15 protein-coding genes are annotated in these 21,259 nt (G+C 44.2%); 12 read left to right on the top strand and 3 right to left on the bottom strand.

Annotated features, from left to right (window positions below):
- Window positions 1-63: 63 nt before the first annotated feature.
- The 3 genes from PPRES148_RS03180 to ltrA all read left to right on the top strand — a co-directional run bounded on the left by PPRES148_RS03180 (window position 64) and on the right by ltrA (window position 4,839).
- On the top strand, window positions 64-1,950 hold the full coding sequence (locus PPRES148_RS03180) for an APC family permease (protein ID WP_149453197.1): 1,887 nt from the start codon (window positions 64-66) through the stop codon (window positions 1,948-1,950).
- Window positions 1,951-3,083: 1,133 nt separating this feature from the next.
- Window positions 3,084-3,245 (top strand): hypothetical protein, encoded by a 162-nt coding sequence (locus PPRES148_RS10785; protein WP_187820494.1) that lies wholly within the window; start codon window positions 3,084-3,086, stop codon window positions 3,243-3,245.
- Window positions 3,246-3,693: 448 nt separating this feature from the next.
- Window positions 3,694-4,839, top strand: coding sequence for a group II intron reverse transcriptase/maturase (gene ltrA / locus PPRES148_RS03175; RefSeq protein ID WP_149453196.1), 1,146 nt, complete (start codon window positions 3,694-3,696; stop codon window positions 4,837-4,839).
- A 229-nt stretch (window positions 4,840-5,068) separates the two neighbouring features.
- On the opposite strand, the gene PPRES148_RS03170 is transcribed toward ltrA, so the two are convergent.
- Window positions 5,069-6,406, bottom strand: a complete 1,338-nt coding sequence (locus tag PPRES148_RS03170) for an IS256 family transposase (protein WP_149453195.1) — start codon at window positions 6,404-6,406, stop codon at window positions 5,069-5,071.
- Between the two features lie 319 nt (window positions 6,407-6,725).
- Between PPRES148_RS03170 and PPRES148_RS12215 the strand changes: the two genes are divergently transcribed.
- The 4 genes from PPRES148_RS12215 to PPRES148_RS03160 all read left to right on the top strand — a co-directional run bounded on the left by PPRES148_RS12215 (window position 6,726) and on the right by PPRES148_RS03160 (window position 11,134).
- Complete coding sequence (locus tag PPRES148_RS12215) at window positions 6,726-6,923, top strand: hypothetical protein (RefSeq protein ID WP_149453194.1); 198 nt, start codon at window positions 6,726-6,728, stop codon at window positions 6,921-6,923.
- Between the two features lie 333 nt (window positions 6,924-7,256).
- The gene (locus PPRES148_RS10780; protein WP_187820493.1) at window positions 7,257-7,412 is read left to right on the top strand and encodes a hypothetical protein; all 156 of its coding nucleotides are present in this window, start codon (window positions 7,257-7,259) and stop codon (window positions 7,410-7,412) included.
- 55 nt (window positions 7,413-7,467) lie between these two features.
- Complete coding sequence (locus PPRES148_RS12210; protein WP_223127931.1) at window positions 7,468-7,617, top strand: hypothetical protein; 150 nt, start codon at window positions 7,468-7,470, stop codon at window positions 7,615-7,617.
- A 1,363-nt stretch (window positions 7,618-8,980) separates the two neighbouring features.
- Complete coding sequence (locus PPRES148_RS03160) at window positions 8,981-11,134, top strand: FtsX-like permease family protein (protein WP_187820491.1); 2,154 nt, start codon at window positions 8,981-8,983, stop codon at window positions 11,132-11,134.
- A gap of 955 nt (window positions 11,135-12,089) precedes the next feature.
- On the opposite strand, the gene PPRES148_RS12790 is transcribed toward PPRES148_RS03160, so the two are convergent.
- On the bottom strand, window positions 12,090-12,212 hold the full coding sequence (locus tag PPRES148_RS12790; RefSeq protein ID WP_281289898.1) for a hypothetical protein: 123 nt from the start codon (window positions 12,210-12,212) through the stop codon (window positions 12,090-12,092).
- A gap of 1,291 nt (window positions 12,213-13,503) precedes the next feature.
- Here PPRES148_RS12790 and PPRES148_RS03155 point away from each other — a divergent pair.
- Both PPRES148_RS03155 and PPRES148_RS03150 read left to right on the top strand, forming a co-directional pair.
- On the top strand, window positions 13,504-14,520 hold the full coding sequence (locus PPRES148_RS03155; RefSeq protein ID WP_149453192.1) for a hypothetical protein: 1,017 nt from the start codon (window positions 13,504-13,506) through the stop codon (window positions 14,518-14,520).
- A 1,006-nt stretch (window positions 14,521-15,526) separates the two neighbouring features.
- Window positions 15,527-17,602: an IS256 family transposase gene (locus PPRES148_RS03150; protein ID WP_149452699.1), complete on the top strand. Its 2,076-nt coding sequence runs from the start codon at window positions 15,527-15,529 to the stop codon at window positions 17,600-17,602.
- On the opposite strand, the gene PPRES148_RS03145 is transcribed toward PPRES148_RS03150, so the two are convergent.
- Entirely contained in the window at window positions 17,599-17,796 is a 198-nt protein-coding gene (locus PPRES148_RS03145) for a hypothetical protein (RefSeq protein WP_149452698.1), read from the bottom strand. The two genes, PPRES148_RS03150 and PPRES148_RS03145, sit on opposite strands and share 4 nt — an antisense overlap.
- Before the next feature lie 249 nt (window positions 17,797-18,045).
- On the opposite strand from PPRES148_RS03145, the gene PPRES148_RS03140 reads away from it, so the two are divergent.
- The 3 genes from PPRES148_RS03140 to PPRES148_RS13270 all read left to right on the top strand — a co-directional run bounded on the left by PPRES148_RS03140 (window position 18,046) and on the right by PPRES148_RS13270 (window position 21,192).
- Window positions 18,046-18,402 (top strand): transposase, encoded by a 357-nt coding sequence (locus PPRES148_RS03140; RefSeq protein WP_149453191.1) that lies wholly within the window; start codon window positions 18,046-18,048, stop codon window positions 18,400-18,402.
- Between the two features lie 582 nt (window positions 18,403-18,984).
- A complete protein-coding gene (locus tag PPRES148_RS03135; protein ID WP_149453190.1) occupies window positions 18,985-20,553 on the top strand; it encodes a transposase in 1,569 nt (522 codons plus the stop codon).
- A gap of 285 nt (window positions 20,554-20,838) precedes the next feature.
- Window positions 20,839-21,192 carry a transposase gene (locus PPRES148_RS13270; RefSeq protein WP_149454211.1) on the top strand — a complete coding sequence of 118 codons (354 nt, stop codon included), beginning with the start codon at window positions 20,839-20,841 and terminating at the stop codon, window positions 21,190-21,192.
- Window positions 21,193-21,259 lie beyond the last annotated feature (67 nt).

The raw sequence follows: 21,259 nt of genomic DNA, 5'->3' as shown, positions 1-21,259 counted from the left end.
CTATCCTCTATGGGGAGCACCCGTATGTGTAGGGGGTATAGGGAAGGGATGTGATGATTCTTTATGTTTTCAGGTTTGAAACGAATTTTAATCGGAAGACCTATGCGCAGTGAACAACTGCATGAGGAACGTTTGCCAAGCTGGAAAGCTTTGCCTATTCTTTCCTCTGACAATCTCTCTTCCCTTGCCTATGGACCCCAGGAATTGCTGCATGTTCTTGCTCCCTTGGGTATGATTGCGATGGGGTATGCGTTCCCGGTTACGGCGGCTATTGTATTGCTTTTATCCTTCCTCATTCTCTCCTATCGGCAGGTGGTGCACCAGTACCCGGGGGGTGGTGGGGCCTACGTTGTGGCTTCTGACAACTTGGGATGGGTGGCAGGTTTGGTTGCGGGATCGTCCCTCCTAGTTGATTATGTTTTGACATGTGCAGTGAGTGTAACCGCCGGGGTGGATGCGATCTATTCTGCTGTTTCGAGCTCCCCCGACATTGCCCCCTATGTTTTGGCTTATAAGGTTTGGATCGTTGTTTTTCTTATTCTTGTTATTATGTTTTGTAATCTGCGGGGTTTACGAGAATCGGGTACGGTTTTTGCTGTTCCTACCTATTTTTTTCTTCTAATGGTAACTCTATTGGTGATCTGTGGATTATGGAAGGTTCTATGGGGGGATGGGGGGCACGGAGTCGTCCACCATGACGTTGTTCTTATGCCTGATGTTTGGCCTCTGGGATTGACGCCTTTTGTTCTTTTGCATGCCTTTTCCTCTGGTTGTAGTTCCCTAACGGGTGTAGAGGCAGTTGCTAATGCTACTTCCACGCTTCGCCCCCCGGAGGGGCGGAGGGCAGCGGGTATTTTGTCAACTCTGGGATGGACGATGGGGATCTTATTGATGGGGGTTACCTTTCTGACGCTTGCTTATGGATTGGTTCCGGACCAAAGTACCGATACCATTCTCTCCCGTGTAGGTGAGGTAACTTTTGGTCGGGGTTTTATTTTCTATACCATCCAGGCAGCCACGGCCCTTATTCTTATCTTGGCTGCGAACACTTCCTTTTCCGCTTTACCTGTTCTATCCTCCACTATGGCCCGGGATCGATTCATGCCGAGGATGTTTACCCTACGCGGTGATCGGCTCAATTTTTCCAACGGAATCATTGTATTAGCGATGGCGTCTATCTTACTCGTTATTGCCTTTGGGGGTGATGTGAGTCGTCTTATTCCCCTCTATGCCATAGGTGTTTTTCTTTCCTTTACCCTATCGCAAGCGGGTATGGTGAAGAAGTGGTTTTCCCAACGTCCCTCTGGTTGGTGGTACCGAATGATCATCAATGCAATAGGGGGGGTTCTCTCCTTTGTTGTGTTGATCATTTTTTCCGTTACCAAGTTTTCCGAAGGGGCATGGCTGATTTTAATCATCCTACCCCTGCTATTAGTTTTCTTTTATCGGATCCGTTGTCACTACGATAATGTGGCCCGGCAGTTACGTCCAGAGGAGGATGCGGGGGAGAAAAATGTAGCACCCGCTGTTCCTCCCCAAGAGCATTTCATTCTTGTCCCTGTTTCTGGCATCAATCGGGTCGTTCATCATACGTTGGCTTATGCGCGGAGTCTGGGTGGGAGGGTGATTGCTATCCATATTACTTTTGATCACCAACAGGGAAAAAGGCTAGAGGGGGAGTGGAAGAGGCAGGGGTTTGGCATCCGTTTGATGGTGATTTACTCCCGTTTCCGTAGCCTGATCCATCCCTTACTGCGTTTGATCGACCATTTCAGTAGGGGTGGTGGGAAGAAAGGAAAACGACAAATTACCATCCTGATTGCTGAAATCGTTCCCGTACATTGGTGGCACCGTATCCTTCATAATCAATCTGCGCTTCTCATTCGCTTCTTCCTGCTGAGGCGAAAGGATGTTGTGATTACAACCATCCCCTATCGGCTTCGTAAGTAGAGGGGATGGTTATGGGTTTGATAGGGCGGTGTTATGCTTGTTTAGGGTTTGGTTTGCAACTGTCCTTTTGGGAAGGGGTAAGCGCTTTCATGCCCTGATTCATGTTCTCATCCGCGGGGTTATCGCACGGTACGCCGTCCAAGTCTTTGCAGCCAGCCAAAGGGCCCCCACCTGATCCAGTTTCCTGGCACTCCCTTCCCTCCTGGATGTTTTTTTCTTTGTGTACTATTCCGAAGGGTTGGCTCGGGGCCCCTCCACAGATTAGGATTGCATTTTGTTCACAATTCCGGTAGGCGGTTTCTCCCTTGTTCGGACGGCCCCGGGGGACTGTGGACCCAACCCGAGCGTAGGACATAAACCAGCGGTGGTACGTTCCTAATACCTTATAAATTTAAATATAATTATTACTTAGGAATAATTACGAATAAAAATGGGGAATGGACCTGTTTTGTTCCGCACAGGAGAGGGGGAAGATTATTTTGCCATAGTGGGATAAAAATAGGGGGTTGACCCGCCTACTCGACGTGAGGGACTCGGCTGAAATACCGGGTCTACCCGACCATTTATTCCGGGTCGTTTGTTATCTTCAGAAGAAGATCAGAGGGGGACGATAAAATCACCCATAAATACATAAAATAAATATTTAATATATAATAAAATTTGATCTTATGTCGGGTTTTTTTGGTGTGCGCAAAAGGGACGGAATAGGGATCAGCTACTATGATCCCCCAGCTATTTTGGGGATTCAACAAAAAAACAATCGTACTAAATTTCCGGATGCACTCTTCCGGAAAGGGATACTTTTCAACCACAAAGTATTTACGCAGGAAATACTCAAAGAGACTGTTTTTATATTCATTAAAAATATAATTTAATTTATAAAAATATTTTAATGAGTTTGGTTCTTTTTTACTGCAGGAGCACCATATGTTATTTTCAACAAGGATGGAACTACCCCATTTGGGCTGCGGCCATGGTCGGTCACGTTCTACCGGAGTATACCCCAGGAGGTGGGGGGATTCGAGTGGGGTGAGGAGGGTCGGATGATGTAAGGGCAAGAGTGTTACATAGGTTGGTTCTGTTTGCATTTTTGACAGTTTATGTGAGAAATAGGTGGCTGCATATCATTTAGTGTGAGTCCTAGCGGGGAAAATACCTGGTGGCATAGGGCGATTTTTTGGATCTGGGCCTGCATATCGGACCTGGGGGTTCGTGTGTCAAGAAGTCGTTCAAGAGATGAAGGTTGCTCGGCCCTTCGTAACCGGCTGATAGGTAGCAGGTTACAAACTGCCTAGTGCTGCTGGTGTGGAAACACCCCGGTGGTGAGCGATCTAGGAAAAGGCAGGGCATGACCCTGTCAGGTGGGAATCGGGGAGATCAGCGAAAGCTGAACCAGCCGAAGACGCATCGAAAGGTATAGTCCATGTCAAAACCGATGTGGGTCCCGAACGTCGGGATAAACCGTGGGGGATGACCTATCTACTGCCCCGGTGGTATGCGGTGTTCAGGTGGGATGAACCCGATTTAGGCTCTTGATCGGAACTTGAGAGATCGTCGCACGGCGTCTGGCTGTCGCCAGATGTATAAAGACCAAGGTCAAACCGAGGTTTCGTGCACGAAGTCGGATCAACTCATAGTAGTGTGGAAGCTTCTGTAATGGAAGTGGAGCGAAGGGGTTGAATTGCCTGCAGGTTCCAGAGAAGTGCAGCAACTTGGCTGGAATATCCGGAAAAGGAGACTGGTATGGAACAGGCAACATCGGATCGAAATCCAAGCAGATACAATATACAGAAGAAAGAGGTACTGGAGGCGTGGCATCAGGTACTGTCTAACGGTGGAGGTCCTGGAGTGGATCAGCAGACGATAACCGCATTCGCATACGATCTAAGAAACAATTTGTATGTTATATGGAATCAACTCTGCGCAGGATCCTACTTCCCCTCCAAGGTTAGGCGTGTGTGGATTCCCAAGTCATGCGGTGGGAAAAGGCCACTTGGCATACCCACTGTAGCAGACCGGGTGGCCCAGACGGTACTAAAGAATCGACTTGAGTCTCTCTTAGAGCCCCTCTTTCATGAGGATTCTTATGGATGTCGCCCCCAGAGATCAGCGCACCAAGCGTTACGCGTAACTCGCGAGCGCTGTTGGCAGTACGACTGGGGAATTGACCTCGACATAGTGGGCTTCTTTGACAACATACCGCATCACCTCATTTTGAGGGCCCTTAAGCACTTTGGGGCGGATAAGGCAACGTTACGCTATTGCAAGAGGTGGCTCAAGGCACCGGTATTAGTACCTGATGGGTCGAGTCAGGAGAGGAGTAAGGGCACGCCACAAGGTGGAGTCATAAGTCCCCTCCTGGCCAATCTGTTCCTGCACTGCGTCTTCGATCAGTGGATGGAAACGAAGCACCTCGATATACGTTTTGCGAGGTATGTGGATGATGTCATCGTTCACTGTCGGAACAAGGCGCAGGCTAAATATCTTCTCTTAGAAATTCGGCAAAGAATGGCAGAGTGCGGGCTGGAACTGCATCCCGAGAAGACTAAAATCTTCTACTGTGAAGATGATAGGCAGAGCGGGAATCACGATGTTGTTTCCTTTGATTTTCTAGGGTACACGTTTGGGCCCCGTAAGGTCAGCAGTCGTCGTACAGGGGTGAGGTCCATTGGTTTCGTACCCGCCATAAGCCAAAAATCTAAGAGCAAGATAGCCAGGCAAGTTGGGGAGCTGAACATCCCAGGTAGGGTGGGCATGGATCTGGAGGAGATAGCAAACCTCCTCCGTGCTCAACTCGTGGGATGGATTACCTATTATGGCGCCTTCTATCCTTCAGCCGTGAGGTATTTCTTGCGGGATCACATGGTGATATCCCTTTTTCGGTTGTAGTCTCCCCCTGGTTGACTTTCTTGGGTTCCCCATCCTTCGGAAATCATATCATCGTAATGAATTATAACCATTGACATACATAATAAAAGTTAAAATTACACAATAATTTAAAAATTATGATAAAACATAAAAAATTACTGTAAATGGCAACTATGTAAAAAAATGGAAGCCATACCCATACCCAGGGTAGTTTGGTTTTCCTGAAAATAAATGTAAGAATATTCTTTTTTTAGTGTGAAGATAGGGGATACATGGCAGGGATAGCGAATTCTTCCAGCCCCCATGCGGACACAGAGTGATTATCCATTCCACTAAGTTTCTTTGCCTGCTCTAAGTTGAAATTTTTATACACGGAATCAATCACCCTTTGGAATGAATCAAGGGTAGGATAACAGCTCACTCCATTCGTATAACGTCTGGCCTCTCTGTGATTTCTTTCTAAGGAACCCGTTGTACGATTCTGAACAGCATCCGCTAGGTCGTAATCGAGATACGTTGTCACATCATCAAAGGAAGCCCATAGACCTTCAACGAGCTTGGGCAACTTGGATTGATAGTCATCACTAAAGCGTATCAAGCCATGAAGGGCTTCTTTTTTGTCAAGAACATGAAAAATGTCTTGATAAATCCGGCTTCGGATGGGTTCCCACTTCACTCCTTTTTTTCTCGGTCTATCCTTTCTGAAGGCCTGGTAAAGATTCACCATTTTGTGGAATTGACACCCTTGAAAACCTGCTTCGGGATATACTTGGCTCAGCGCCTTTCTGATTCCCTTATGACCATCAGCAATAAAAAGGGTATCAGGACCCATCCGTAAACCACGGTCGTAAACATTTTGGAGGGCTTCATACCAAGTTTCAGCTGTTTCGGGGGGATTTACCAAACTTGATAAAACCTCATCTGTTTTTATCCCTGATGTATTTTTCCTACTTGCTTTTATGACATAGACAGCTACTTTCCCGAATCCACGAACGGGTTTGTAGTAAGCATCCACCTTTACGGTCCTAATTTCATGCGGGTTTCTTATGGGTTCCTCATTGAATCCTCTATTCTCTTCCTTTAGATGTCCCATAAGTAATCTTGACACAGTGGAGCGTGAGATTTTTGATCGCAGAATATCATTCGACAATTCGGATATTTTTTTTATGGACATACCGGCCTTACGTAAGGAGGAAAGAATATCTATACACGACTTCGTATATTTTTTGTAGGGTTTAGTAACCGCAGATCGGAAATGCCCTTTTCTTGGCTGGGGGTCATAGTAAACCACAATTCCTTTGCTGGTGCGTTTTTTACGTTTTTTATAACCATTTCGGTCTACTTTTGGGAAATCGGGACCCCTTTGGTGTTTCTCCCGTCCACCTAAAATTTGTTTTTTAAACTGATAATTGGCTATAAAAGTATAAGCCCTCCCCATGGAACCAGGAGCCCATTCAGAATCTTCCTCGATCTCTTCCACTACATGGGGGATGGATTCCTGAAGCGATAATCCTTTCTGTTCGTAATGTTGTATACGTTCTTCTATCCTTTTTTCCATTCTGTCTATATCCAAGTCAATTGGAATCATAAAACCAACCTTTCCTATATTAAGTTTTTCATTTCAGAAACCAAGCGGTTGTCCTCTATACATTTCCCCACTCTTGTCTTGTATTTCCCTTTTTTATCTCATCTAACCCTGTTGATCATCATGCATATCGTAGAGGATCCAGAAGGGATCATGGAACAGAGTTTTTGAGTAGAGGATCGACTGTTTCCAAAGGACAATAGCGGAATTGTGTATGTAAAAGTGAGAAGGACTATAGGGTTGCACAGGGCTACATAAGGGCAATGACAGTCATAGAAGAACCCTCCTCCCCCCACACACAGGGAGGGATAAAGGAAGGCCATTGCAGCAGCGCCATTCTGGAGCCCCCACGATGGGGAAGCCAGGCGCCATTACACAATGGGCCAGGCCAACACAAACAACAATGGTGAGTTGGGGGGGGAGGAGGGGTAGGGGCGCGAAAACCCCCTGGCCTAGGCCAGGGGGCAGGGGAAAAAGAACAAAAACACAAGGGAATCAAAACAAAAGATCAAGGGACTAAAGGCAAAAACAGAGACCAAAAACAGGGGGAGGGAGAGCTTTAGGTTCTACTGAGATTCCCGTTTCGTGTAGGAGGAACGTTTTGCTGACCTATGGATTCCTCCAGAGGAAACCCCCTGATTAAAATAAAATTATTCTGAAGATATATCTAACCACGATTCCGAGAAAAAGCACCCCTATAACGCCTTTTGTGCTATTTACAATATGATTTAACAATAAATTTCTATCTATTTATTAAAAACATAAAAACAATTGTTAATCGAAAAGACACAAATAGGGAATTTTTAGGGACCACAGACTACCCGCTCTTGAATCTTACAGCGGAAAGTGGGATATGACCGATCACATCGACCAAACTTTGGCTCGATGGGCCACGAAGAAATACAAAAAGCTGAACAACTGGAAGAAGGCCCTGAGATGGGTTCGATATATACGAGGAAAGTACCGAAGGCTGTTTGTACACTGGCATCTGAGTAGGGCAAGATCCTAATGGGGCAATAAGAGCCGTATAATGGGAGACTATTACGTACGGTTCCGTGAGAGGGTTGGCTGAAATGCCAGTCCTACTCGACGAACCCGATTTAGGCTCTCGATCGGAACTTGAGAGATCTTCGTACGGCCGTCTGGCTGTCGCCAGAGGTAAAAAAACCGAGGACAAACCGAGGTTTCGTGCACGAAGTCGGATCAGCTCATAGTAGTGTGGAAGCTTCTGTAATGAAAGAGGAGCGAAGGGGCTGACTCATCCTGAGGAGGACAGTACAACGACAACTTTAGTGGGGGATCCATCCAGAATTAGGAAAAAAACGTCCAAGGGTATTCCAGGTCCGAAGTTTGGCCAAGAGCCGATTTTTTGGGGGGAAACCTTTTTATGTAGGCGCCATCTTGCGGTATAAATTACAGAGGATGGATTGGCCGCAGCGTAGAGAAAAAATAGTAACATTTTTTATAGAATACTTGTTTTGTTATATAATAACAAAAATATAATTGTAAATGAGTAAAGGGGATGGTTGTGGGAATAAATAAAATTATGAAATGATAAATATAATTCATTAAAATTGTTTTTTCATAATATTGTCAAGATATCATCGATATGCTATGGTTGTTTCTGTGGGAGGTATCTCTTAAGAAATAAACTCTGGGAACCGCGCGAGAAATGGCCTACAGTACACTGCCGCAGCATTAAGTTGTATTGGTCTCATGATATATAGATCGTACATAGATCGCACAAAATTTCATTCGTACGGGTTCCATTTGGGGACCGAAATTTTTCCCTGATCCCTTCCTCTAGATTCTATCGTTTGTGTGTTGTGCAGTTCCTTGGGTGTATGGCATATACCTCGGGCTCCTAGAGGATGTCAGTCCTAGGAGCGAAAGGGTCGGTTACTCAGTGAAGGTAGTTGAGATGATGATGTGATATGGAGGAATGTTTATTATGAATATTAATCTGGTTAGGAAAATATGGGTTCCTGTCACCCTTTGTTCTTTGTCTTTTTCGACTATGGCTGGGGTAGAAAGGGTGTCAGCCAGAGGGAATCTCGTTAGCGTAGAGAGTACAGGGATAAAGGAGGGGGTATACACCCCCCCGTCTGAAGGAAATTTCTTGTGCAGAAGGACTGTCAACGGCGCATTCTACTGCTAGTAACGATGAAGAAAGATCCCTAATACGTTCCAAAAGGTCAAGGATTCTTTGTGATATATGCGAGGCTACACATGGGAGATATTCCCGTAATTGTATAAAGGCCGGTTGTTACGACTGTAGTTCCTGGATTTCTGACTGCTGAGAGAATTGCTTGTGCAGGGAATGTTATTGCGTTCTGTTGCTGATGTGTGGTTGAATGGTTGAAGAAAGACCCCTGTATATTCGTGTAGGAGGGAAGGGGCCGTTTATCTCGAGTATAGGGTTCAATTTCCGGTAGGGGGTAACTTTGTTTCTTTTCGGAATATGATTGTTTTGGAAGTGCTCCGCCGAGGTTTTGTAGAGTAATGGCTCAGAGCATAGCAATCATGTGCTCTGAGCTTTCCCCAGTAGAGTTGAAGGGATTGGGAGGCTATGGAGCAATGACATTTCTCTCGTGCGTGGTTTGTATGATGAAACGACGACCACAAGCTCATATGGGTTTATTATTGAATGCGGTCATTACTTTATCGGCTATTTTTGCCTATACATCGGTCATGTATCACCCCCAGTTACAGATCTTCAAAGAAAATATGGTGATCATAGAGTCTGGGTCCGTTTTTTATATACTGATGTTTTGTTCTTTCTTTTCTATTTTTTATGCTTTGGCTACACTTTACAGGGGGCTACAAGAACAATTTGGGACTTTCTTGCTTTTGGGTATGAGACCCAGACAGTTGCAGATGATGTTGTCGCTAGAAGCAATGATCATTGGTTGTTGTTCAGTGGTTTTCGGGGTGTTGCTAGGTACAATTTGGGAGTGGAGTTTACTACGCCTTATTGGATCTATTGTTGGTAATTTTGAACATTTTACATATTTTACTCTAGGATTTCACTTTTCTTGGAAGGCTCTTGGGATTACGGTGGCTTTCTCTTTGGCAATATTCTTGCTAGCCGCTGTGGTTATGCCTTTTCTCGTGCGAAATCAGAGGGTGGTTCAGTTGCTTCGGAGTGAAAGGAAGATGGACGATAAACCGGAGCCCCCAATAGGATTTTTACGCGCTATTGTGTCAGTTCTTTTTTTGGGGTCCTCGGTTGCGTTTTGTTTTTTCTTACCTATTGACATGAATTTAGGTTTTAATGAATTTATTAATTTTTTTCCATATGTTCTTTCTATTTGGGCGGTTTTTACTTTTGTGGGATCCTATTTTTTCTATCGTCAAGGAAGCGTGGCTTTAGCGAAATATTTTCGATGGAATAGGGATCTCTCTTGGCGGGGAATACGTTTGTTGTGGATGGGAAACATGGCCCATCGGTTGCGCGATAATTCTCGTTTCTTTTGTTTTTTCTCTGTGATTTCTTTATTTATTTTCACCTCGGCAAGCATTGCAGTTGGTACGGTGATGGACATAAAGAGGGTGGAAAACCTAAATGCAGGGAAGGGGAAGGAAGCAAAGATAGCTCCTTTTCTCATTCATCGTTTAGGGAAAGAAGGGTACGTTAGCCCTGATGCATTAAAGAGTTCGCGGTCGATTGATTTTCTCTTGCGTAGTGGTTTATCGCGTGTTGACTCAAAATCTCTGGCTTTGCTGAATGAGGCTGGTTCTCTTTTCAGTAATTTTGAGGAAAACGAACTGTTGAAGGAGAAAAAGCAGGAAGCTTTGAGAAAAAATGACCGATCTTTACTTGAGAAATATTCCCAGGGGATTTACATGTCCATCACGGATTATAATGAAATATTGAAAGGATATGGAAAAAAACAGCTTTCCATTGATGCTGATACAGCAGTGGCCTTGTGTTATACAGAGAATTGCTCTGGAGAAGGGATGGCCCTCAACCCATTACCAGGGTTGTTTGGTGCTAATAAAGTAGAACGTTTGAATCGGATGGAACTGTGGCATCCTGATCCCGATCAGGAAGGAATGATACCGCAATGGGTATTGGGAGATAGGGTGTATGCTAGGGCTTCTCAATATCCAGGTATTCAAAAATTATGGGATGTCAATTATGTATCACCACAGGGTAAAGTAAATTTTCAAATGATCAAGGCGTTGATTCAGGCTAAGTCGTTGATCCCAGGGGTTGGTTTTCATAAGCCTGGTGAGGTGGTGTCCAATGATATTGTCTACAATGAGGCTGAGGAGCATGAAAGACAACTGGGCAGTGTCTTGATTGTGATCTCCACGCTGCTGATTGCTTTCGTTTTTATTGTCATTGCCGGTAACTTTTTATTGCTTCGTATCTACACCGATGTGGAAGGTCAGCGGCAACAGTTTTTTAATCTGTTACGAATTGGGTTTTCGATGCATCATATCAGAAAATCTATTACTATTCAGATTGCTTTGATGTTTTTCTTACCCTTGTTGTTGTCTGTCGTTTTGGCATCTGGTGCGATCTATTATGGAGTGCGGTTCCTTGTGCATTACATTTCTCTTACTAATGGGGTTGACGTGGGAATCAGAGTAGGGCCTAAGATTCTTTCGCTGATGACACTTGCTACTGGGCAGGTCATTGCTGTATTTTTAATTGCTCAAGTGGTGATGTTTTTCCTAGCCCGGTTTTTAGTATTGCGTACTATGAAGGGGAGGAAGATTTGATTTTTTCATCGATGAGGATGGGAACAATTTGCATGGGGGATTTTTATCTCCTTTGTTGGGTACGGTTCAACCCCCGGTTTTTGGTCCACCACAGTCAAATATTTCAATATCTTTCCTGTGGAGGTGCAGAGCAGGATCAATCCCCATTTTTTATATAGCAACTTCCATATTTATGATTCATAACTGGTTCATTCCCCTAGGCCTGTGACAATCCTTTTCCCAATTCGTCAACCGATGTATCAACCGATGTCATAATCTCCTGCGCCCACGGAGTGTAGGCGGGCTACAACAGTACCCATGTGGAAACCTATTTTGGGAATACCGGAGGGCGGTCCAAGGGATTGTTTTACCCCCGTCTTCCTTATCCTACCGTGCACCATCTCTATCCTTCATTCTCAGACGCAATCAACTGCCTCGCGTAGGGTTATCACAACAAGTTGATAACCACTCGAAGTCGTTAGTAGGCAGCATCCTGTTGGGGATGTGAACTTTTGAACAGGTTTTTTGGGGGGATATTTCGGATCCTGGTCAAACTTCGGACCCAGAATATCCTTGGGCGGTTTTTTCTTAAATTCTGGATTGTAAGGATGAGTTAGGTGGAGGTCCCAGGTTTCCCGAATCCTCACAGGAACACCTGATTCCCTGGGATGGATGATTGGCAATCGACTCTAGGATACAAACCCATTTTATCTGATTTTGGGTAATATCGCTTTTTCGGTTGTAATCTCCCCCTGGTTGACTTTCTTGGGTTCTCCCTTCTTCAGAAATCGTATAATCGTAGTGAATTATAACCATTGATATACATAATAAAAGTTAAAATACATAATAATTTAAAAATTATAACAAAAATAAGAAAAATTACTGTAAATGGTAAGTATGTAAAAAAATGGAAGCCATACCCGCACTCGGGGTGGGTTGGTTTTACTGAAAAAATTAATGTAGGAATATTCTATTTTTATTGTAGAGATAGGGAATACGTGGCAGGGATAGTGAATTCTCGCAGCTCCCTCGCGGACACAGAGTGACTGTCCATCCCACTAAGTTTCTTTGCCTGCTCCAAGTTGAAATTTTGATACACGGAATCAATCACCCTTTGGAATGAATCAGGGGACGGTCAGATCTTTCTGTACGGAACCTCCATACGTCAAAAAACCCGCTCCAGTAAGGAGAAGGGTTTTATTTGTTTAAAAATGTTAATTGGAAATCCAACCCGAACCCTTGTATCTATCTTTCTCTATACCTTTCAGGCCTCATTGGGTATGATTTAATATATATTCATAGATGCATTTATATTGTTATTTTTATTTGATAATTATGAATATGATACAAGGATTGCCCCTATCGTGTCAGATTCAGATGATGATGATCCCCATAATGTGTACTTGTGAGGCCTGTAAAATCTTGTTGGGGGTTCCCAAAGGCCTGGTAACACTTGCACACTTGCATTGCAGTGTTAGGGATTCCGTCCCTTCCATTAGACCCAGGGGATTGGGAAGTTCCACTGGCACCCATATCATACCCCGGTGGTGTATCAGACCTTGTGGAACCTAGGGAGAGACCAGCGGGAAATCGCTAACAGCTGCGATATCCGGATCAGGACTGGGCCTAAATTGTACAGACCCTTGCGCGGGGAATCCGAAACCCAGGGAGGCAGTGGCACCTGTTTTCGGAGATCCTTGTATACTCATGGGACCTTGATAAACCGGGGGATCAACAGGGGTACCCACAGTGACGCCCCCGGAATCTAATCGAACCTACATTCAGGAATTCCGTACATCACCTACGGGATCCCCTAGATTCTTCCCCCGAGGGGATCAGGAATGTGGGCTAAGAGGACACCGGGGAATCTGGTACGGTGGTAAGCCGGATAGGGGACGGTCAGATCTTTCTGTACGGAACCTCTGTACGTCAAAAACCCTGCTCCTTGCTGGAGCAGGGTTTTATTTGTTTAAAAATGTTAATTGGGAATCCAACCCGAATCCTGTATCTATCTATTCAGGACCTGTTTATAGTAATTTTATATCTATATTAAACGATGATATTGTTTGTTTGTTGTAAAAGTTCAGAATTTTTTTGTATAAATAACATCAAATTACGAAAACCATAATATTCAACCCTTGTCAAGGTAGATCTTTGCAATTATCCGTGAGGCCAAATTCATATAGAAATACGTCTTGCAAAATATAATCTTACAGTGTATATTGTAGCAAATGCTCGCTATTATTACCGAAATGATGGTAAAGGGAATGGGAAAAACCATGGTTCGCAAGAAATCGCACATAAAAGAGTGCCCAAATACTTCACACCCTATTGTCTAAGATATTCAAACCCACCAAAGTCTAAACATACTTTCGAAAGGGGAGGAAGAAATGAGCACTCCACGTCATTGTACCACAATTTCCCGAAAAGACAACCCGTCAAGCCAGCCCCTTTTTCATGTTTCACCTCTGCAGTACAGCTATGGGGACTTCATATCCAGCGGGGATCCAACGCAATTGAAATATATTATTGAAGAGGCAAGAGAAATAGAGAATTCCCCGCTTACTCCTGTTGAACAAAGGGATAGGGTTAGGAAAGTAAGAGAATCCCTCTGCGCGTTGTCAGAGGAACTCGAACGTGAGGGAGCACCCCCCTCCCGGCCCAATGATCGTAAACAGGGTTTTGAACAGCAACAGTCGAAAGAGGGGGAGGACCCTATTGCTGAAAAATGGTGTCCAAAGCCCAACAATGAGTCATTGAAAGAACAAAAGGAGGAAAACAACGCTAAGAAGGGGGGATCCAAAGCCCAGGGGGAGAGAGCAGCGGTAATCTGGAAGAGAGACCAAAAGCTCTTAAGGATATTATCTACAGATGCAATCTACGGATCAGACGACATAACAGTGTCTAAGGAGGAACGTGAGATAGCTTCCCACCTGGCAAAAGCCGCTAAAATTTGTTTAGGGGATAACGACATGGCTGTTCGAATGCACCAGTTTATTACTACATATCCCAAACAATCAACAAGGATGTTTCTCTCTACGTTCATCAGAACCCCACTAACGAATCATAGGGTGGATGATATTGAAGAGGAGTTTTGTACAAACGGTTTAAAGCACGCTATAGAGCTAGGTTTGTGCTTTGAGCAATGGTATAACCATGAAATGATGCCTGGAAAATCTCGTAATGGGTTCACCCTTCGTGAACGAAACGGGTTGAAAATACGCATTCCTCAATTGCGCGAGGCCGTTACCACTCAAATGATTGGCGATTCGGGTATTTTGGGATATCGTGATCTCAAATTAGTGGAAGGTTCTTGGATAAGAGGCATATCATTTCAGAGTATATCCGAACTCTTGTATGAGGCAAGCGGGTCAACCCCCTATTTTCAACCCACCACGGCAAAATAGCCCTACCATCCGTCTTGTGCGACACAAAGCAAGCCGATGCCCCGTTTTCTTCGTAATGATTCCCGAATTTATAAACCATTTTTATGATATTGCTTCATATAACCCCCGACTCTAGCTCCATTCGTTCTCATCAGGTCCGGTTTTCTGAAAGTAATCCAAAGTAGGAAATTGCCCCCGAAACCGTAGGCAAAATGTAATTTATAGTGCATCCCGAGCCAACTTTTCGATACACCCAAAACCGAAAAAAGCGATCCAAAGGGTAGGTGCTAGGTAAGCCCGGGGGGGCCTTCACCTGGGATGCCCTAACGGACATCCCTCGGCCCCGCTGGGAAAAGCAGCCTATTTCGGAACGAAACAGACTTGTATTTATGGATTATCATTCAACCACTAATTTTTGATCGAAACCAATGACCCCATTTATTATCTGTTGTAAAAAACAAATCGTAAATAATAAAACAAATCTCATTAACATTTATTAACTAAAATTAAGTAGGTAAATTATAAAAAATAGATGAAATTGGCCTGAAATCGGGATTTTTAAACGCAATTAAGGGACCGTGCAGTTTCTTGTGGGGAATGCCCTATCTATGAATCTAGTCTCACCTTTTCGTAAAGCAATTGAGTGACATAATAACATTTTGTTATGACACTGTTCCTGTTTTGGTATCCCAGGAGTATTTATCTTATTTCATATGAATTTTTATAAAATTTTTACTAGGTCCTTGCGCGGAAGACGAACATTGTGTTGTAGTAAGATCCATCCTGTTTATGGTACGTACAAAAACAACAAAAAATCCGTAATGTTGACAACATTACGGATAAGATGGAACAAGGTTCCATTACCATTACCATGGACAAAGCGATCTGATCAACAAATAGGGCACGATCGCACGATCTGCAGTGAAAAAGAATGAAGCGTTATTATGTAAAAAGGGGATGACTCATGCCCCCTACCTCTGATAGAATATTGATCATCAACAAACAATAAACTCAGAGGAGGGAAAACATGAGCATCCACACCCATAATACAACATTATCAGGAAAAATCAATATCCAAAAAGAAGAGTCATGGATAGCTAGAAATTCGATGAAGATAGGCGACCGATCCATTGACTCCCCGTATTGTGGAAAAACACTGAAAAGTACGTGTCCCTTCTGTCATAGCCATAATGTCTTAATAGATGAGAAACTGATTCTAACCGATAGGACCATAATGGCAATAGCAAACGAGAAGCTGGCCCTAGCCAACGAGACAATGGCAATGGCAAACGAGAAGCTGGCCCTAGCCAACGAGACAATGGCAATGGCAAACGAGAAGCTGGCCCTAGCCAACAAGGCAACGGCAATGGAAGCAGGGAATAAGGACACAAAATGGTCTGCGGTAGCCGGTGAGATTGGGAAATTACATAGTACGAATCCGTCCCCTGCCCCCCAAGAAACGGAACCCAACCCACTGATCGAGGATTCTCCATCCATAACTTTGCGTGACGGAAAAGATAAAGGTCCGGGGAATGCACGATCCGAAGGGGATGGATATCATCAATTGCACGATCCAAAAACTCGGGATCGATTCTTACGTGCTCAACGTTTTTTCGATGATCTCAAGGAGGGAATTACCTCATGGGGTCCCAAGGAGTGGGAGGAATCTAGGCATCTGATTGAGAAACTGCTATTATTGTGTTGTCCATCGAACCACAAGGAAAAGACGAAGGATTCCCTTCCCCTGGACGATATTACTAGCCTCATGTTCCATCACGACGGTGGTAGTATTTTGGTGCGGGCGCTGATTGGATTGTTAAAAAACGCATGGATCCCAGAGATAGACCCTCTAACCGACCCAAAGAATTGGAAACCCGTTGTCGAGGACCTATGTAACTTACGCATGCGTGTAGATCGAACCCTCCATTGTCTGAAATATCCCCAGGATGAGGGGAATGGGGTCTATCATCGCGGATATAGCACACTGTTTGGGGAACTAGATCTAGAGGTTCCTAGGACAAGATGGGAATTTTCACCGTACTCGTTACCACGTTATCAGAGTGCAAAGAATACCCTCAAAGATTTCGTTTATCGTCTTTATCTTCCGGGCCTCTCCTTGCGAAAAATTAGTAAACTATTGGAGGAAGGATTCAACCTTCGGACGCCCCCGGAAACGCTTTCGCAGTGGTTGCAACCTTATTACAACGATGCTATACAATATTTCGAAAGGGATCTGAGCACGACAGTATATACAGCCATAGGTATGGATACCCTCTTTGTTCCCATTCGGGAGGAGGGTCGTTATGTTTCGAAGGCGATCGCAGTCAGCACGGGTATCACGGCGGAGGGGAGGCGGGATATAATAGGGATCACCCCCTCGCCTGATGAGAATGTTGAATCCTATGATCAGCATATAGGGAAACTAAAGGAACGGGGCCTGAATGTCAACGATATACGTATCGTTACCACAGATGGGCATAGGGCTTTTCCCTTAGTTGTACGCAAGCATTTTCCTCACCATACGGTTCACCAACGATGTTACGTTCACGCGATTCGTAACATCATGAATGCAGCTCCTAAAAGTATGAAGAAGGAAATGGCTAAGGACGCTTCTTACGTCTTACGGTCTGGGGATATGAGACAGGCACTAGAACGGTGGTCTGAGTGTGCAGGGAAGTATCGGTTTGGAAATAAGGCGACGTGCGAAGCATGGGAAAGGCTCAGTCCTAAAAAAATCTCCCTGAGCTTACAAGCGGCATCCATAACCCAAAACCCCATACTTCTGCCCTATATACTGTCCACGAACTACACGGAATCGCTGAATGCTTTGTTTCGTGAGAGAACGAATAGCAAAAAAGGTGGATTCGTTGGTCTTGAGGTAGCGATGAAGGAATTGATGCTTACCGCTTTCTATTGGGTGGGGAAACAAAAAGAAAACCCCAACCCATTGCCTGTCGAGGATCTTCTTTCGATCCCTGCTGACTACGAGTCCGAAATTTCGAACGGAGAACCTCTCCCCACCACGGCTTATGACTTTCATCCCCTCTTATACACGGAACAAGGGCAGGGTTGTATGGACGATGTCCATACCCTTGATTTCTAGCTAGCACCTTTCGGGGAAAATCCGTCTAAGGCGCCACGACGGTTTTTCCCCGGGAAACTCCCTCCATCCGACGAGTTCTTCCACGGAACGGAGGTACCATATTCCTTCTCAAGAATCCCACCGCCTAGTTCTGGGGGTAACCTATGTGGTACAATCCTTCCAGCATCAGACTGGGTATCCGCCGCCCATCTCAATATCCATTATACCCCTAAATCTCGCAACGGTCTGTCCAGCCCGTCATTTTCTGAATTTACAATAAATTCGTGATTAAAGGAAACACCTTATAAATATAAGATAAATACCCCTGGGATACCAAAACAGGAACAGTGTCATAACAAAATGTTATTATGTTACTCAATTGCTTTACGAAAAGGTGAGACTAGATTCATAGATAGGGCATTCCCCACAAGAAACTGCACGGTCCCGGAAAGGATGGGGGGAAAATGAAGAAAAATAGCTATAACATGGAATTAAAGAATAAAATAGTTAGAGAAGCTTTACATAACGGTAACGTGTCCGAGATTGCCCATAAACACGGACTCATCCCCAGAACGGTCAGGAGTTGGGTGAAGCAGTACGGGGTGAAGGGGGATCTCTGGGAAAGAACTGAGAATGATGCAAAGAAGGTGTCCCTGAGTGAACAGGATGTTTCTCATAAAACCGTTCTCGAATTAAGGGAACAGATCTACCAGCTAAGGAAACAGTTGAAGAAACAAAAGGAGGAGGATCAGCTCAGAATCAATATTCTGGAGGACCTTGTAAAAAAGCAGAATCTCTGCCCCCAGAATCGGATTGGGTGATATCCCTTTTTCGGTTGTAATCTCCCCCTGGTTGACTTTCTTGGGTTCCCCATCCTTCGGAAATCATATCATCGTAATGAATTATAACCATTGACATACATAATAAAAGTTAAAATTACACAATAATTTAAAAATTATGATAAAACATAAAAAATTACTGTAAATGGCAACTATGTAAAAAAATGGAAGTCATACCCATACTCAGGGTAGTTTGGTTTTCCTGAAAATAAATGTAAGAATATTCTTTTTTTAGTTTGGGTGCTACCGCAGAAAGGAACGATCCGACAAGTACCGCCCAGAGCATTGGTTTCCAAAATTTGGTTCCCTCCCCGACTTATAATAAAATTTAATAAATATAGTAAGTTTGTTTGATAGTACTTGCTCCTTCATTCAATGTATCGCCGGGGAATAGATCAGCACGATATTTCATAATAAACAGTTTATTTAGATTATTATGTATCAAACCATGGTAATTAAATCTTGTTAGTTAAAAAACATGGTAAGAGATATGGAAAAGCCATCTATCCTTGTTGTATAATCTTCCTTATCAAAATAAAAAAATACAAGGAGACTAGAGGACAGATGGCTTCCCAACGTTGTAACACAATACCCAATGACTACGAAACAGAGGAAATAGAACAAAGGGAAACTTACTTGCAGAATCGTCTATTATCCATGGTGGATACGAATCAACCTTCTGATATAGAATTTGTTTTCATCCTCCTTGGCCTGTTCTTCACCGAATATGCATCCTTATATAGGAAGAGATACAGTGGTTACCACAATACCATTGGGAGGCCATGCATACATATACTCACACCATTGATTTTCGACATAATCAAGGAGTTTTTACGGTGTAGCGACCGTATGCTGATCATTCAAATTCCACGCGAAGGCCCTCTTTTTGAGGCATTGGGTGGTAAAGAAGGTAGACCACTTATGGGTGAAAGAACACTATATGAGAGTCGAAATCGCCTCAATGTCTATGAGGAAACCGAAGGCTATAATGTGAAGGAACAGTTCTACTCCGACTTCACCCAATTTTTGATGGGGATCGTGGGCATGGATCCCAGTATTTATCGGATGGATTCAACCCTTATCGATAGCTGTATCAGGAAACTGAGCCGCAATATGTTGATTTTCTTGGTGATTAGGATTTCGGTTCGTACGATGGCCAAACTTGCCCTACCTCTTCCTTCCGAATGGGAGATCTTCTTGCAACCAGATTGCGGGATGGCCGATGTGAACGAAGCCCAGGCCCATTCTTATAGGTCCCTCCTCCTTCTACCAGCGGATCACCCAACGGACAAGATGAAACGGAGGGCAACACTGCTAGAGATTTGCCTAGCCCTCAAACACTTTGGGAACCAGTACAAGGAGTTTCAATCCGCCCCAGTCCATATACTGTTGCAAAGGGTGATAGGAGAGCAGACAGAGGGAGTTGAACAGGAAGGGCAAAAGAGACTCATGGTGCGTTCCACCTCGCCATCAGGCAGTCTGCAAAGCCCCTTTGATCCAGACGCCCAGTGTCGTATCAAGGGTAAGCAATTGTGTAGAGGGTATGTTTGTAACCTTGTCGAGGCTCGTGATGAGGTGAAGAGATTGAGTATACTCACCCATGTGAATACCCAAGGGGCACTTCATTCCGATAAGGATTTTGGAGTTGACTATATATCCAACCATGCACCAGAGGACAACAAGACCTTGTATTTCGACGGAGGGTACAACTGCCATGAGGTAAGGGAGGCGGCTAAAGAACGTACTATCGATATACACCCAACCGATATGTTGGGAAGAAAGGAAAATCCCAGTAAAAAAAGGGTAAGCGGGTTCAAGAGGGGAAAGGATGGAAAGATCCATCGGTGTCCTGGTGGCAAGACCCCCGACTCATCCACGTACCAACCCGGAGAGAAGGGCAAGGGTAAGATAGTGGCCCGCTTCCATGAGGGGACCTGCGGGGGATGTAAATTTGCCGAGCAATGTGCAGCCAAACCTCTGAAGAGGGGGGAAAGGGTTCTGCGCACCACAGATCAGTCCTATTCAACGGCGGAACAACGAGACAAAATGGAGCAACCGGGGTACAAAGAGAAGGATCTGCTTATAATTTATCCCAGGCCGTTCGTTATCTTCAAAAGAAGATCAGGAAGATAAGGATAAGATCACCCATAACTACATAGGGTTTAATATATAATAATATTTAAATAAAAAATAAAATTCGACTTTATGTCGGTTTCTTTAGTGTGCGCAAAAGGGGCGAGATAGGAACCGGTTCCTATGATTCCACGGTGATTTCGGTGGTTCAAAAAAAATAACCGATCGCACGAAATTTTCAGGTGCAATCCCCCAGAAAGGGGTACCTTTCCACCCCAAAGAACTTACGCTGGAAATACCCAAACAGACTGTTTTTATATCCATTAACAATATAAACATTTCCAGATAACATCATTTAATCTACAAAAATATTTTAATAAGTTTGATACCTTTTTTCGCGGTAGCACCAAGGCTTACAATAATCTGCACGCTCTCATCGGGGTAGGATTACAGCACGACCACAAGAACATTAGAAAAGGTGCAGAGAGCCTACAGAGGGGGAAACAGTCCATTGCAAATTACCATCGAGGAGACAAGGTTACCAATGCCCTTATAGAGGGAAAGAACTGTGCCACCAAGCTTGACTTTCGCCAACGTTTTGGGGTTAGGATTTGGAGGAACTATGAGAACCTTGCTATCGTATGTCGCAATAGCCACCTGGAAAACGATCAGGGGGTAAATTGCCGGAATGTTTCATAAGATTAATATAGTGTTTAATAAGCATAAAATAAAATAAAAATTCATTAAATAATTTTGTATACATAAT

This window comes from Pasteuria penetrans (genome assembly GCF_900538055.1).
GTDB classification, from domain to species: Bacteria; Bacillota; Bacilli; order Thermoactinomycetales; family Thermoactinomycetaceae; genus Pasteuria; species Pasteuria penetrans.
This window is presented reverse-complemented; position numbering and strand designations above follow the sequence as displayed.

Excerpts from the sequence above, each read along its gene's own strand:
- PPRES148_RS03135 (WP_149453190.1), top strand. The coding sequence starts at position 18,985 with ATGGCTTCCCAACGTTGTAACACAATACCCAATGACTACGAAACAGAG.
- PPRES148_RS10780 (WP_187820493.1), top strand. The coding sequence starts at position 7,257 with ATGACCGATCACATCGACCAAACTTTGGCTCGATGGGCCACGAAGAAA.
- PPRES148_RS03160 (WP_187820491.1), top strand. The coding sequence starts at position 8,981 with ATGACATTTCTCTCGTGCGTGGTTTGTATGATGAAACGACGACCACAA.
- PPRES148_RS03140 (WP_149453191.1), top strand. The coding sequence starts at position 18,046 with ATGAAGAAAAATAGCTATAACATGGAATTAAAGAATAAAATAGTTAGA.
- PPRES148_RS03155 (WP_149453192.1), top strand. The coding sequence starts at position 13,504 with ATGAGCACTCCACGTCATTGTACCACAATTTCCCGAAAAGACAACCCG.
- PPRES148_RS03170 (WP_149453195.1), bottom strand. The coding sequence starts at position 6,406 with ATGATTCCAATTGACTTGGATATAGACAGAATGGAAAAAAGGATAGAA.
- PPRES148_RS03180 (WP_149453197.1), top strand. The coding sequence starts at position 64 with ATGTTTTCAGGTTTGAAACGAATTTTAATCGGAAGACCTATGCGCAGT.
- ltrA (WP_149453196.1), top strand. The coding sequence starts at position 3,694 with ATGGAACAGGCAACATCGGATCGAAATCCAAGCAGATACAATATACAG.
- PPRES148_RS03150 (WP_149452699.1), top strand. The coding sequence starts at position 15,527 with ATGAGCATCCACACCCATAATACAACATTATCAGGAAAAATCAATATC.